Here is a 12,498-nt window from a genome sequence, read left to right on the forward strand (position 1 = left end):
TCTGGACGAAGGACTTGTCGATCTTCAGGCGGTCGATCGGGAACTGCCGCAGGTTCGCCAGGCTGGCGTAACCGGTGCCGAAGTCGTCCAGCGCGATCATCACGCCGGCCGCGTGCAGCCGGCTGATATTGCCGCTGACCAGATCCGAGCCCCAGCCCATATAGACGTTCTCGGTCACCTCGATGGTCAACCGCTCGCACGGCACGTTCCAGCGATCCAGGCGCTCCAGCACCTCTTCGGCCAGGCGTCCGCTGCGAAACTGGGCGGCGGAGATGTTGACCGCGATGCGCCCGAACTCCACGCCCCGGTCCAGCCACTCCCGCATCTGGCGCAGAGACTGCTCGAAGGCCACGTCGCCGAGCCGGAGCGACAGCGCCTGGTCCTCGAACGCGGCCATGAAGTGCGCTGGCGTCAGAACCCCCTGTTCGGGGTGAAGCCAGCGCATCAGGGCCTCGAAGCCCACGACCCGCCGCTCGCGGATGTCGACGACCGGTTGGTAGAACAGGGTGAATTCGTTCGCCGCAACGGCCGCCCGGACGTCGCGCAGCAGTTCGACCCGGCGCTCCAGCTCGGTCCGCATCGCCGGTTCGAAGACGATGCTGCGATTCCGTCCCTCCTCCTTGGCGTGATAGAGGGCGATGTCGGCGTTCTTGATCATGTGGGCCGGGTCGGCCTCGGGATCCCCATGCAGCGCGGCCCCGATGCTGGCGGTGGCCGTGAAGCTGCGGCCGGCGTACTCGATAGGCCGTTGCAGCAGCTCCTGCAGCTTCTGGATCGGCCGCATCATGTCGGCTTCGCTGTGCAGGCCGCGCAGGATCACCGCGAACTCGTCGCCCCCCAGCCGCGCGACCGTATCGCCGGACCGGAAGGCCCGCTGCAGCATGCCGGCCAGGCGCTTGAGCAGCACATCGCCGGCGTCGTGCCCCAGGGTGTCGTTGATGTCCTTGAAGTGATCGACGTCGATCATGATCAGGCCGAACATCTCGCCCAGGGTCTCGGACGCCGAGACCGCCTCGTTGAACCGGTGCTGGAACAGCGCGCGGTTGGGCAGCCCGGTCAGCGGGTCCTTGAAGGCCAGGGTCTCGATGGCCTCGGTCTGGCGGCGACGGTCGGTGATGTCCTTGAACAGGTTGACCAGCTTCTCGGGCTTGCCTTCCTGGTCGACGAACACCTTGCCGACGGCGCGGATCCAGGTCTCGACCCCATCGTCGCGGTTCAGGCGGAACTCGAACACCCGCGCCTCGCCGATCTTGCGGGCGGCGATCACATCGGCGCACTGCTGGCGGTCGTCCGGATGGACGATCTCCAGCGGGTCGTCCTTGAACACGCACCACTTCCGCAGGCCGGGCGCGGTGTCGGAGAAGAATATCTCGCCGGTGCGCAGGTCGTATTCGCGCACCAGCAGGTCGTCGAGCTCAAGCGCCATTCTCAGGCGCTGCTCGTCACGCTCGGCCCGCAGAACGCTTTCAGCGTAGCCCGTGACGTCCCGAGCGGTGACCATCACCGCATAGACGCTTCCGTCCTCCTGCCGGCAGGCGCCGAATTCGGTGCGCCAGTAGCGCTGTGAGCCATCCTCGGCGACGACGTTCAGATAGCGGGAGAAATCAACACCCTCCTGAGCACAGGCCAGCAGGGCCGCCCGATCGTTGGGCTCCACGACGCCGCTGGCGTCGGCGCCCAGGATCAAGCCTGGCGCGATGGCCTGCGCCGTCCACTCACGACTGACGGCGACCAGCATCAGGTTCGCATCCAACAAGGCGGTCGGGAATGGCGTTTCACGGACGAAAGCGCCAAAAGCCAGGGCGCGCGCCTGGGTCCCCTCGCCCGCAGCCTCCACATTGTCGTCCCAGGCCGCCCGGGCTTCACCCATCATAGGTCGACTTCCCGACTTTGATTTTGTTGAAGGTTTCAGAAATCGATAGTCACGGCCACTCAATAAGAAATTGTTTTCGAGGCGTCGTCGACCACTAAAAGGCGAGCGTCCTGGCCGCGCCTTCAGAAATCCTGAGCCCCTACGCGATCACGCCGCATTGACAAGCGGCCGCGAGGCTTCGAAAACGCGCCCGCCGAACTTCGTCCCCGATCTCATTCGAGTTTTCGATGACCTATATCGTCACCGACGCCTGCGTCCGCTGCAAATTCATGGACTGCGTGGAGGTGTGCCCGGTCGATTGCTTCTACGAAGGCGAGAACTTCCTCGTCATCAACCCGGACGAATGCATCGACTGCGGCGTCTGCGAGCCCGAGTGCCCGGTCGACGCGATCAAGCCCGACACCGAGGACGAGGCCGACGGCAAGTGGCTTCGCATCAACGCCGACTACGCCAAGGTCTGGCCGAACATCACGGTCAAGGGCGTCCCGCCGGAAGACCGCGAACAGTTCGAGCGCGAGACCGGCAAGTTCGAGAAGTACTTCAGCGAAAAGCCCGGCAAGGGCTCCTGATCGCTCCGCGAATTCTGAAGCTTGCAACCCCGCCGCGATGCGAAAGCTTGGCGGCGCGATCCGGCATGTCTGGACGCAACCCTTTCTTCGGGCTGAATTTTATGCTATTGTCTTCGCCGACGTGACGGTTGCGGTTCTTCGCGACGGTCCGTCTTGGCGAACAAGCTGGCTTCAGAGTTCATTCTGGCCGGCGCGCCCGATGAAGGCGAAGGGTGTCTTAGAGCTCTATTCCAAATCCTGACAGGCTTGGCCCCGCGGCCAGTATTCCGCGGAGCGGGAAGCTGTCGCCTTTGGTTTGGGACGGAAGACGGCGTTCGGACCCCATGGGTCCGCATTGATGAGGACGAACATGAGCAAGACTGGTCTGGAATTCTCGGTCGGCGATCACGTCGTTTATCCCGCGCACGGCGTGGGCAACATTCAAGCGATCGAGACCCAGGAAGTGGCCGGCATGTCGCTCGAAGTCTACGTCATCACCTTCGACCACGAGAAAATGACCCTGCGCGTGCCGACCAAGAAGGCCAAGACCGCTGGTCTGCGCCCGCTGGCCGAAGGCGGCACCGTCAGCCAGGCGCTGACCACCCTGAAGGGCCGCGCCCGCGTGAAGCGCACCATGTGGTCGCGCCGCGCCCAGGAATACGAAGCCAAGATCAACTCGGGCGACCTGATCTCGATCGCCGAGGTGGTCCGCGACCTGCACCGCGCCGAGAACCAGCCGGAACAGTCCTACTCGGAACGCCAGCTGTATGAATCGGCTCTGGACCGCATGGCCCGCGAAGTCGCCGCCATCGAGCGCATCGACCGCGAAGCCGCCATCGGCATCCTGACCAAGTCGCTGGTCAAAGCCGCCTAACAGCTTTCCGGCTACAACCGGATCGAAGACGCCCCTCCTCCGCGAGGGGCGTTTTTGTTTGCGCCGCTTTTTGTGGATGGGGCCGTTGCGCGACACCTTAGGGCCTTGGCGCTTCGCATCGGGGCGCCCATAAGAGCCTTAGCCTCCTCCTCGCCGCTGAAAGTCGATCGCCCTTGTCGGACCCGCAGGACCCGATCTCCGCCCCCAAGATGTCGCGCCGCAAGTGGCTTGCGGTCGGCGGGCTGAGCGTGCTGGTCGCCTGCGCCGCCGTGGCGTTCCACTTCCGCGCCCAGGCGCCGCTCGCGACCCTGACCTCGGCTCACGCGCCCGCGCCGGCGCCGATCATCCTGCCGACCAAGCCCGAGGACTGGCGCGGCCGCATCGACTACCGCGCCCTCGACCAGCGCCTGGCCGAGATGGCCGCGCATCGCTCGATGGAGGGCCTGGCCGTCGCCGTGGTCGAGGACGGACGGCTGTCGTTCGTCCAGGGCTACGGCCTGACCTCGGCCAAGGACGGCGAGCCGGTCGACGCCCACACGGTGTTCCGCTGGGCCTCGCTGTCCAAGACCGTCGCCGGGACCCTGACCGCCAAGCTCGCCGCCGAAGGCCTGCTGTCGCTGGACGAACCGCTCGAGACCTTTCACACCACCCTGCGCCTGCCGCGCGACGCTCAGCGCGAGCTGACGGTCGAGGAGCTGCTCTCGCAGCGGACCGGCCTGCCCAAGAACGCCTATGACGATCGCCTGGAGGACGGCCAGGACCCGGCGATGATCCGCCACGCCCTGGGCGATGTGCCGGTCGCCTGCGCCCCCGGGCGATGCCACACCTATCAGAACGTCGCCTACGATACGATCACCGAGATCCTGACGACCCGCACCCACGAGGCCTACGCCCTCACCGTCCAGCGGAAGCTTTTCGCACCGCTCGGCATGACGACGGCCTCGATCGGCCAAGCGGGCCTGATCAACGCCAAGAGCTGGGCGCGTCCGCATCGCGAGGGCCGGCTGCTGCCGATGTCGGAGGCCTATTACCGGGTGCCCGGCGCGGCCGGCGTCAACTCCACCATCGTCGATCTGGCCGTCTGGATGCAGGCCCAGATGGGCCTCCGCCCCGACGTGCTGCCGCCCGCCGTGCTGGACGCCGCCCAACGCCCGCGCATCGGCACCGCCGCGCCCTACGGCCGCGCGCCGTTCGCCCGCGAGATCAGCCATGCCGGCTACGGCCTGGGCATGCGCAGCTTCAACTATCGCGGCCATCGGGTGATCGGCCACAGCGGCGCGGTCTCGGGCTACCGCTCGACCATGGTGTTTGACCCGGCGACCAAGACCGGCATCGTCATGCTGTGGAACAGCGACGCCGGCTTGCCGTTCCGCTTCCAGGCCGAGTTCCTCGACCGCGCCTACCGACTGCCGTTCACCGACTGGCTGGACCTGGGCGAGGTTTCCGATCAGCGACTGGCCCAGGCGCGCCATCTCCGATTGCGAGAGATGGACGAAGCGGGCTAGCTGACCTCCCTTCCGTCCAGAGGAGATCCACCATGGCCCTGCGCGCGATCAGCCGCCGCGCTCGCGAGACCCTGGCGCAATTCCTGGAGAACGAGGCGGCCGGCGGTTATGTGCTGATGGTCGCAGCGGCCCTGGCGCTGGTGGTCGCCAATTCGCCCCTGGCGCCGGCCTATTTCGCGGCGCTGCAGACCCATTTCGGCTTCGCTGTCGGCCCGGTCCATCTCGATGAGAGCGTCATCCACTGGATCAACGACGGCCTGATGGCCCTGTTCTTCCTGCTGGTGGGCCTGGAGATCAAGCGCGAGGTCTTGGACGGTCAGCTGTCGCGCCCCGCCGACGTGATCCTGCCGGGCGCGGCGGCGCTGGGCGGCGTGGCTCTGCCCGCCGCCATCTATCTGTTCTTCAACAACACCCATCCCGAAAGCATCGCCGGCTGGGCGATCCCGTCGGCGACCGACATCGCCTTCGCCCTCGGGGTGTTGGCGCTGATGGGCTCGCGCGTCCCGACCTCGCTGAAGGTGTTCCTGACCGCCATCGCCATCATGGACGACCTGGCGGCGATCGTGATCATCGCGCTGTTCTACACGGACCAGCTGCACCTGATGGCCCTGGCCGGCGCGGGCGCCGTGCTGGCGATCCTGGTCATTCTGAACCGTCTGAAGGTCATTAGCCTGTGGCCCTATCTGCTGATGGGGGTGGTGCTGTGGTTCCTGGTGCTGGAGTCGGGGATCCACGCCACCCTGGCGGGCGTCGCCCTGGCCTTGACCATCCCGCTGCGCGCGGACGAGCGCTGCCCGCTGCACCGGCTGGAGCACGCCCTGCATAAGCCCGTCGCCTTCGGCGTCACGCCGATCTTCGGCTTCGCCAATGCCGGTCTCTCGTTCGCGGGCATCGGACTTTCGGCCCTGCTGGACCCCGTGCCGCTCGGCGTGGCGCTGGGCCTGTTCCTGGGCAAGCAGGTCGGCGTTTTCGGCGTCGCCTATGGCTTGATCCGGATGGGCTGGGCGCGCCTGCCCGCCGGCGCCTCGGTCGCCCAGCTCTACGGCGTGGCGGTGCTGTGCGGGATCGGCTTCACCATGAGCCTGTTCATCGGCGGGCTGGCGTTCGGCGATCCCAAGCTGATCGACGAGACCAAGATCGGGGTCCTGGCCGGCTCCCTGGCCTCGGCGCTGCTGGGCCTGGCGATCCTGAAGCTGGCCAAACCCGCGCCCCAGGCTTGAGCTTGGCGGCGTTTGGCGCGAAAGTGCCGCTAGCGGGGCGTTGACGGAGATGACGATCATGAGGCGTCACCTGATCCTGGCCCTCGCTTCCGGCGCGCTGCTGCTGGCCGCGCCGGCCCTCGCCGCCGCCCAGGCGGACAAGCCCGCTTCCAAGCCCAAGACCGAACGCGCCTGTTTCCGCGCCCAGGATGTGGATGGCTTCAACGCCGTCGATAAGGAGACGGTGGATGTCTCGGTCGGCGTCCGGGATGTCTACCGCCTGACCTTGTTCTCGCCGTCGCCGGACATCGACTGGACTCAGCGGATCGCCATCGAGGCGCGCGGCGGCTCGTGGATCTGTTCGGGCATGGACGCCACGATCATCGTGCCAGGCCCCATCGGCTTGCAGCGCTATCCCGTGACCGCGATCCGCAAGCTGACGCCCGAGGAGATCAAGGCCCGCAAGAAGCGCTGACGCCAGCTCTATTGCGGCCGGTTCCGCAGGGCGTCGATGATCACCCGGTTGGCCGCTTCGCAGCGGCTTTCGCCAAAGCCGCGCTCGATCGTGATGGCCGGCTTCAGCCGCGCTTCCAGCTCGGCGGCCGTCGCCTGCGCCCGGCCCGCGATCTGGCGCGTCTCGGCCAGGCGCGCGCGGGTCAGGGCCAGTTCGGCCAGCACGCCGTCGCGGTGCGCCGCCAAGCCGGCGGCTTCCTCGCGCGCCTCGTTGAGCTGAGCGCGCAGGCGCATCGCGTAGGAGCCGAGCCAGCCCGCCGCCCCCGCCGCGACGAACGCCAAGACCGCGGCGGCCGCGAGGATCACGGGGCTGTCCAGGGCGCTCAGCAGGGCGTGCATAAGGTTCTCCAACAATCCAGAAGCCGGCTTAGACTGCGAAGAACCTGGACGGTCACCGCCCAGGTTCTTCGCGACGAACTCACTCGCCGCGCGGACGATGGCGTTCGTCGACTGCCGCTCCAATCCCCACCAGAGCGGCGCGTCTCAAAATGAGTGATCTCCGGTTCTCGAGTCCCCCCTGGGCGCCTCAGAAGGGGTAACCGGCGATCCGGAAACGTGTCAGGCGCTGAGCACCCGCGGATGCCCGTCGCGAACGGTCGCTTGGGCGAAGTCCAGCACGTCGCGGGTGACGGCGGTCAGGTGGGCTTCGGCCACGCCCTGTTCGCGCGCCCAGATGATCAGGGCGTGCCGGAGAAAGGTGTTGCCGACTTCGGTCTTGGCGAAGGGCGCATCGCCCAGGGCGACAGTGTTCATAGACATCGCGCGGCTCCCGATCCGACCGGGGCGCGAGCCCCGGAAAGTTTTGCGAAAAAGGACCCGACCGGCGGGTGGCCGGGCCCCAAGTCGGTTCACGCGGCCGGTGGCTGCGAGCGGAGGACGCTCGTCGCCGCCGGTCGACACGCACACAATCTCCGGAACGGCCGTGCTTGGATGTGCGGATTTTCACATCGAGAAAAATAGCGGTTTTTCTAGCCGCCCCTGGGGCCGGCCGGAGTCTTCAAGCTCGGGAGAGGTTGAAGATGGGCGTGGCCGGAAAGCCCTTCCGCCCCTGGGTGCGCCCGACATAGCCGCAGCGCACGCGATCGCCGTGGAACGTCGCCAACGCGCCTGCCAGCGCTTCGCTGACATAGGCCGAGCCCGGTGCGGCGTCAGGCTCGATCCGCGCGGCGACCACCACGTGCGCGCCGACGACGGCGGGAGCCTTGGTCAGGGGGTTGGTGCGCAGATGGACCGGCCCGTAGTGGCCGCCGATCCGCAGGCCCAGGCTCCGCGGCAGGCCCAAGGCGCCCAGATCCACCGCGCGATAGGCCTCGAGCAAGGCCAGGGCGGCCAGCGCCGAATCGATGGGCTGGTCGAACACCAGGAACAGGCCGTCGCCCCAGGTCTCGATATGGATCGGCGGCGCCTCCAGCGCCTCGACGACCTCGGCCAGGCGGCCCATGACCCCTTCCATGAAAGCCGGGATCTGGTCGTCCCGCAGCGCGCCAAACCCTTGGACATCGGCGAACAGCATGGCCTTCATGGCCCGCGATCCGACCGCGATCGGCTTGGAGACGCTGGTGACGGGCTGTGGCCTGTCGACGGGGATCACCACGGCTCGCCGGCCGCTTCTCGCCCAATAGGCCATGTCGGCGAACACGCCCGCCGGCCCCGGCGCGGCTCGCCCGTCCCACGCCGCCAGCTGCACCGCCTCGGTCGCCAGGGTCTGAGCGCGCAGCACCGCGCAGCCTATGGCGAACTGGCTGGCGTAGGCGAACACCTGCTCGTCTCCCAGATAGGGATCCTGCGAGGCGTAGCGGACCGAGGCCGCGCGCGCGATGCAGCGCTCGAAACGCTGCAGCCAGGTCTCGCCGAACGGCGCGACCGAGACCTCGACGAATGCGGCGCGATGCAAGGGCAGGATCACATGCAGCTCGCCGCCGGCCTCAAGCAGGGCCTCGGCGAAGACGATGTCGGCGCCGGCCGCCAGGCCGCCATAGCCGAAGCCGATCCGCTCGGCGCGCAGGGCTTCGTCGATGCGGGCGCGCAGGCTCTGGTCGCAGACGTTCTGGATGTGACCGGTGAAGTGCGCGCAGGCCGGCGGACGAAAGGGCGCCAGCCAGTCGGTATCCACGCCGACCTCGCGGCACAGCATCTCCATCTGACGCAGGGTGGAAGCATGGGCGGCGTAGGCGCTCGGCGCCAAGGCCAGCGCCTGCTCCAGCCGTCGCCGCGCGGCGTCCAGATCGCCGACCAGGAAGAGCGCCTCGGCGCGGCTGGCGGCTTCATAATAGGCCGCCTCCCCGGTCAGTCCTTGCGGGGGCGGGGCTTGCAGCACGCCCATGGCGCGCTCGGCGGCGCCCGCCCGATCGCCCGCGACGAGCATCATGGTGGCGGCGTTGATCGCGCCATAGACGCCGCCGAAGCGATGCGACAGGGCCTCGTATCGAAGGCGGGACGCCTTGGCGAAGGCGATCCGCCGCGCGCCCCGGCTGCCCAGGGCGACATCTTTCAACAGCCGCGCGCCCAGCGCGATCGTGTCGGCGTCGTCGGCCTCGGCGAGGCCCAGCCGAACATATTCCGAACGGGCGAAGTCCAGGGCGCCCGCCCGCGCCAGGCAGAGGACGGCGGCATAGGCCGCGCCGGGAGGCGCGGCCTCGCCTTCAAGCGCCGCATGGGCGATGTCGTAAGCCGCGAGGATCTCGCCGCGCCGGATCAGCGCGGCGATCTCCTCGCGGTCGAAGGACCTGTACGGACTCAGGGAATCTGACCCGCGCCGTTCTCGACGTCGGGGTCGAGCGTGATCAGCTGCTTGTGAGCATCCAGCATGAACAGGCTGTAGGTGTAGATGCCCATCCGATTGCATTCGTAGATGATCTTGAACGCGGTGTGGGTCGGAAGCGCACCGCCGCCATGCGGCTTTTCGGTCACCCACACCCAACTGGAGAAATTTACGCCGTAGTCGTCGTCGACCTGGATCGGCCGGCGCTGGAAGGCCCAGCCGGCCGCGATCAGTTGGTCGCTCAGTCGGAAATACAGTTCCTGGCGTTGGCTGAGGGGCATGCTCAGCGGAACCGGATGGGCCGGATCGACCACGTTCATGAAGTTGAAGTTCGAATCGAAGCCCACGACGATCTCGACGTAGGTGGTCGGTGTCGGTTCAGTCATTTTTGCGCCTCCCGAGTGGAAGCTCCACCAGGAAGAGAGTCTCTCCAAAACGCAAGGAATCCGGGGTGTCCGTAGCCCTGTTTTATGAGGTCGCGCACGATCGCGTCGGCTTCTGTCCTACGTCCGACCGCCGCGAGCGAGCGCGCCAGCACGTCGCGACTCGAGGGCGGCAGGGTGGCGCGCCAGGGCCATAGGATGTCGACGGCCGAGGCGGCGCGTCCGGCCGACCACTCCGAGAACGCATAGATCGCGGCGGCGCCCGCGTCCTTGCGCCAGGTGGTGGCCTTGGCGCGGACGGCCAGCGCGTCGGCCAGCGTCCGCACCCTGTCCGCGCGTCCAGACTGGAGGGCCAGGGTGACGGCCTGCTGGTCCAGGCGACCTTCGTACCTGTCGCTCCAGGCCTCAGCCTTCGGTCCCACGCGACGCGCCGCGAGGATTTTCCCCGCCTCGGCGTGGGCGGCGCGAGCGTCGTCCATCCGTCCCGACCATAGCGCCAGATCGGCGGCGTCCATCAGGCTGCTCGCCAGATATTCCCGCCAGCGGGCGTTCGTCGGATCCAGGACGGCCAGGCCCCGAAGCCGCTTCAGGTTCTCGTCCGACCGCGCCCGCGCCGAAGCCAGACGGCCCAGGTCAAGCTCGAGCCGCGCCAGCGCCACCTGGGCGGCGACGGCGCGCGCGGCCAGACGCTTGTCGCTCGGGTTCTGGGCCAGGGCCTCCTCCAGCAGGCGCACCGCCGCCTGCCGCTCGGCGACGGCCTCGCGCGGACGCGCGATGCGCATCAGGCAGTCCGCCGACCACGCCCGCGAATTGGCCAGGCCCTGGATCAGCTTCTGGTCCTTGGGCGCCTTGGCGAGTTCGGCTTCGAAGACGGACGAGGCGACCCGGAACGCGTCCAGCGCCTCGGCCGGCCGCGCCTGTTCGTAGAACAGGGTGCCCAGGTTGTTCTTGGCGTAGGCGACCTCGATCCGCCACTCGGGACGCTTGGGATCGAGGGCCACGAGGCGATCGGCCAGCTCGCCATAGCGCTTGAAGCCGCGCTCGGCGCCCACGACATCGTTGCGGCTCCATTGCACATAGCCGAGCCAGAAAACGTTCTGAGCCTCGTCGAACACATAGTCGCCGTTCTGCGGGTTGCGCTGAACCAGGGTGTGGGTGGTGGCCGCGGCCTGGGAGAAGGCGTGCTCGGCGCCGGCGAGATCGCCGCGCTGCTCGCGGATCGTCCCCAGCAGGGTCTGGGCCTTGGCGCGCTGGCCCAGGGCCTTGTCGTCCAGCCGGTCCGTCTGCGCCTTGGCGTAGTAGGCCAGCACCTTGGCGCTGACGCTGTCGAGCACGTCGAGACGGCCGACAGGCTCCAGCTGCTGGCGCAGGTCGCCCAGCATGAAGGCCACCAGCGCCTCGGTCTCGTCCCGCTGCTGGCGGGCGATCTGGCGCGATTTGAGGGTCACCACCGTCATGGCGCCCATGCCGATGGCCAGCGCCACCGCCGCCGTCGTGAACGCGGCCATGACCTGCAGCCGTCGCCGGGCGTCGCGCTGCACGAGCTGGTCCAGGCTGACGTTCAGAAGACGGGCGGCGATCTTCAGGCGCGCCAAGCGTCGGCCGTCGCCGTCCTCGCGCAGATCCACCGCCAGCGGCTCAACGCCCGGGGGCAACACCGCGCGCAGCGAGGGGGGCAGGATCGCGGCGAGGTCCGTCTGGGCGCCGGCGTCCGGCGTGATCACGCAAATGATGCGCTCGGGCGCGCCGGTCTTCAGGAAGTATTCGACCTCCTGGTCAACCCAGCGCGAGGCCGCCGCGGCCTCCGAGCACAGGACGATCAACGCATCCGAACGCTCCAACGCCGTCCGGATGGCGCCGTTCAGATCAAGCGAGGCGCTCAGCTCGTCGCGGTCTCGGAAAATAGGTCGTAAGCTGCGCTTGGAATCGTCTACGCCGCGCTTAGCCACAAGGTGGGGCGGACGATAGGTCTCGAGCGCGCGATGTAGCCATTGAGCGACTTTGCGATCGCGATGACTATAACTGATAAACGCCTTGTAGCGCTGTCGGCTATCCATGTGTCGCCCCCGATCGACAGCAGGAGCGTCCTTCGATGAAAACGATTGCCCCATCGTTCGCCCCCGCGTCGTCCCATACGCCGAAAGAAGCATCGCCTAAAGACTATCGCGCAAATCGTGTATTTCGACACATGCTTCAGCCAGAAGTGGAATCCCTGGCCGGCGCGATCGAACACCTGAGCTACGACAAGGGGGAAATGATCCTCCAGCGCCACGATCAGGAGGGCGGCATCTACCTGCTGCTGGAGGGCGTCCTGCTGGCCAACCAGTATGCGAAGTCGGGCCGCGAGGTCGGCTATCGACGCATCACCCCGGGCAGCTATTTCGGAGAGATTTCGGCGATCGACGGCCTGCCCCGCTCGGTCAATATCGTCGCGCTCGAGGACTCGCGCATCGCTCGCCTGCCCCAGTCGCTGGTGCGCCGGCTGTTCGACGAGTCGCCGCGCTTCATGAAGGCCCTCCTGGAGGACATGGCGGGGCTGGCGCGATCCCTGACCGATCGCCTGTTCGAGCTGACCGCGGTGTCGGTGGCCTGCCGCGTCGATATCGAACTCCTGCGGATGGCCAGCGCCGCAAGCCGCGACGGCCGTCAGGCGGTGATCAATCCGTGCCCCACCCACGCCGAGCTGGCCGCCCTGCTGGGCAGTCAGCGCGAGCCGGTGACCCGTGAGCTGAACCGCCTGGCGGGTCTGGGCATCCTTCGCCAGACGGGCCGCACCCTGCACGTCCTGGACCTTCCCGCCCTGACGGACGAGGTCGAACGCATCGGCGGCGAGGTCTGAGCG

12 protein-coding genes are annotated in these 12,498 nt (G+C 67.8%); 6 read left to right on the forward strand and 6 right to left on the reverse strand.

Annotation, left to right across the window (positions count from 1 at the left end):
- Positions 1 to 1,873, reverse strand: a 1,873-nt coding sequence (locus tag Q0379_RS06310; RefSeq protein ID WP_299005827.1) for an EAL domain-containing protein, incomplete at its 3' end; no start/stop codon positions are given.
- 227 nt (positions 1,874 to 2,100) lie between these two features.
- Here Q0379_RS06310 and fdxA point away from each other — a divergent pair.
- The 5 genes from fdxA (at position 2,101) to Q0379_RS06335 (ending at position 6,474) form a co-directional block, all read left to right on the forward strand.
- On the forward strand, positions 2,101 to 2,442 hold the full coding sequence (fdxA, locus tag Q0379_RS06315; protein ID WP_299005830.1) for a ferredoxin FdxA: 342 nt from the start codon (positions 2,101 to 2,103) through the stop codon (positions 2,440 to 2,442).
- Positions 2,443 to 2,791: 349 nt separating this feature from the next.
- Positions 2,792 to 3,295, forward strand: coding sequence for a CarD family transcriptional regulator (locus Q0379_RS06320; RefSeq protein WP_013080781.1), 504 nt, complete (start codon positions 2,792 to 2,794; stop codon positions 3,293 to 3,295).
- A 173-nt stretch (positions 3,296 to 3,468) separates the two neighbouring features.
- Positions 3,469 to 4,800: a serine hydrolase gene (locus Q0379_RS06325; protein WP_299005840.1), complete on the forward strand. Its 1,332-nt coding sequence runs from the start codon at positions 3,469 to 3,471 to the stop codon at positions 4,798 to 4,800.
- Positions 4,801 to 4,847: 47 nt separating this feature from the next.
- On the forward strand, positions 4,848 to 6,020 hold the full coding sequence (gene nhaA / locus Q0379_RS06330; RefSeq protein ID WP_299005898.1) for a Na+/H+ antiporter NhaA: 1,173 nt from the start codon (positions 4,848 to 4,850) through the stop codon (positions 6,018 to 6,020).
- A gap of 58 nt (positions 6,021 to 6,078) precedes the next feature.
- The gene (locus Q0379_RS06335) at positions 6,079 to 6,474 is read left to right on the forward strand and encodes a DUF6491 family protein (RefSeq protein WP_299005843.1); all 396 of its coding nucleotides are present in this window, start codon (positions 6,079 to 6,081) and stop codon (positions 6,472 to 6,474) included.
- Positions 6,475 to 6,482: 8 nt separating this feature from the next.
- On the opposite strand, the gene Q0379_RS06340 is transcribed toward Q0379_RS06335, so the two are convergent.
- The 5 genes from Q0379_RS06340 to Q0379_RS06360 form a co-directional block, all read right to left on the reverse strand.
- Positions 6,483 to 6,851 carry a hypothetical protein gene (locus Q0379_RS06340; protein ID WP_299005846.1) on the reverse strand — a complete coding sequence of 123 codons (369 nt, stop codon included), beginning with the start codon at positions 6,849 to 6,851 and terminating at the stop codon, positions 6,483 to 6,485.
- A gap of 219 nt (positions 6,852 to 7,070) precedes the next feature.
- Positions 7,071 to 7,271: a hypothetical protein gene (locus tag Q0379_RS06345; RefSeq protein WP_156449503.1), complete on the reverse strand. Its 201-nt coding sequence runs from the start codon at positions 7,269 to 7,271 to the stop codon at positions 7,071 to 7,073.
- A gap of 238 nt (positions 7,272 to 7,509) precedes the next feature.
- Positions 7,510 to 9,357 carry an adenylate/guanylate cyclase domain-containing protein gene (locus Q0379_RS06350; protein ID WP_299005850.1) on the reverse strand — a complete coding sequence of 616 codons (1,848 nt, stop codon included), beginning with the start codon at positions 9,355 to 9,357 and terminating at the stop codon, positions 7,510 to 7,512.
- Positions 9,249 to 9,659 (reverse strand): hypothetical protein, encoded by a 411-nt coding sequence (locus Q0379_RS06355; protein ID WP_299005852.1) that lies wholly within the window; start codon positions 9,657 to 9,659, stop codon positions 9,249 to 9,251. Before Q0379_RS06355 ends, Q0379_RS06350 begins: the two co-directional genes overlap by 109 nt.
- Positions 9,656 to 11,767 (reverse strand): toll/interleukin-1 receptor domain-containing protein, encoded by a 2,112-nt coding sequence (locus tag Q0379_RS06360; protein WP_366519299.1) that lies wholly within the window; start codon positions 11,765 to 11,767, stop codon positions 9,656 to 9,658. The genes Q0379_RS06355 and Q0379_RS06360 overlap by 4 nt, the downstream gene beginning before the upstream one ends.
- Between Q0379_RS06360 and Q0379_RS06365 the strand changes: the two genes are divergently transcribed.
- On the forward strand, positions 11,749 to 12,495 hold the full coding sequence (locus Q0379_RS06365; protein ID WP_299005858.1) for a Crp/Fnr family transcriptional regulator: 747 nt from the start codon (positions 11,749 to 11,751) through the stop codon (positions 12,493 to 12,495). The two genes, Q0379_RS06360 and Q0379_RS06365, sit on opposite strands and share 19 nt — an antisense overlap.
- The last annotated feature ends 3 nt before the right edge of the window (positions 12,496 to 12,498 follow it).

It is taken from the genome of uncultured Caulobacter sp., assembly GCF_937900395.1.
Taxonomy (GTDB): domain Bacteria; phylum Pseudomonadota; class Alphaproteobacteria; order Caulobacterales; family Caulobacteraceae; genus Caulobacter.

What these genes read in the sequence shown, in the direction of transcription:
- Q0379_RS06355 (WP_299005852.1), bottom strand. Translation starts at nt 9,659, where the DNA reads ATGACTGAACCGACACCGACCACCTACGTCGAGATCGTCGTGGGCTTC.
- fdxA (WP_299005830.1), top strand. Translation starts at nt 2,101, where the DNA reads ATGACCTATATCGTCACCGACGCCTGCGTCCGCTGCAAATTCATGGAC.
- Q0379_RS06365 (WP_299005858.1), top strand. Translation starts at nt 11,749, where the DNA reads ATGAAAACGATTGCCCCATCGTTCGCCCCCGCGTCGTCCCATACGCCG.
- Q0379_RS06350 (WP_299005850.1), bottom strand. Translation starts at nt 9,357, where the DNA reads ATGCAATCGGATGGGCATCTACACCTACAGCCTGTTCATGCTGGATGC.
- Q0379_RS06335 (WP_299005843.1), top strand. Translation starts at nt 6,079, where the DNA reads ATGAGGCGTCACCTGATCCTGGCCCTCGCTTCCGGCGCGCTGCTGCTG.
- Q0379_RS06340 (WP_299005846.1), bottom strand. Translation starts at nt 6,851, where the DNA reads ATGCACGCCCTGCTGAGCGCCCTGGACAGCCCCGTGATCCTCGCGGCC.
- Q0379_RS06360 (WP_366519299.1), bottom strand. Translation starts at nt 11,767, where the DNA reads ATGGGGCAATCGTTTTCATCGAAGGACGCTCCTGCTGTCGATCGGGGG.
- Q0379_RS06345 (WP_156449503.1), bottom strand. Translation starts at nt 7,271, where the DNA reads ATGTCTATGAACACTGTCGCCCTGGGCGATGCGCCCTTCGCCAAGACC.
- Q0379_RS06320 (WP_013080781.1), top strand. Translation starts at nt 2,792, where the DNA reads ATGAGCAAGACTGGTCTGGAATTCTCGGTCGGCGATCACGTCGTTTAT.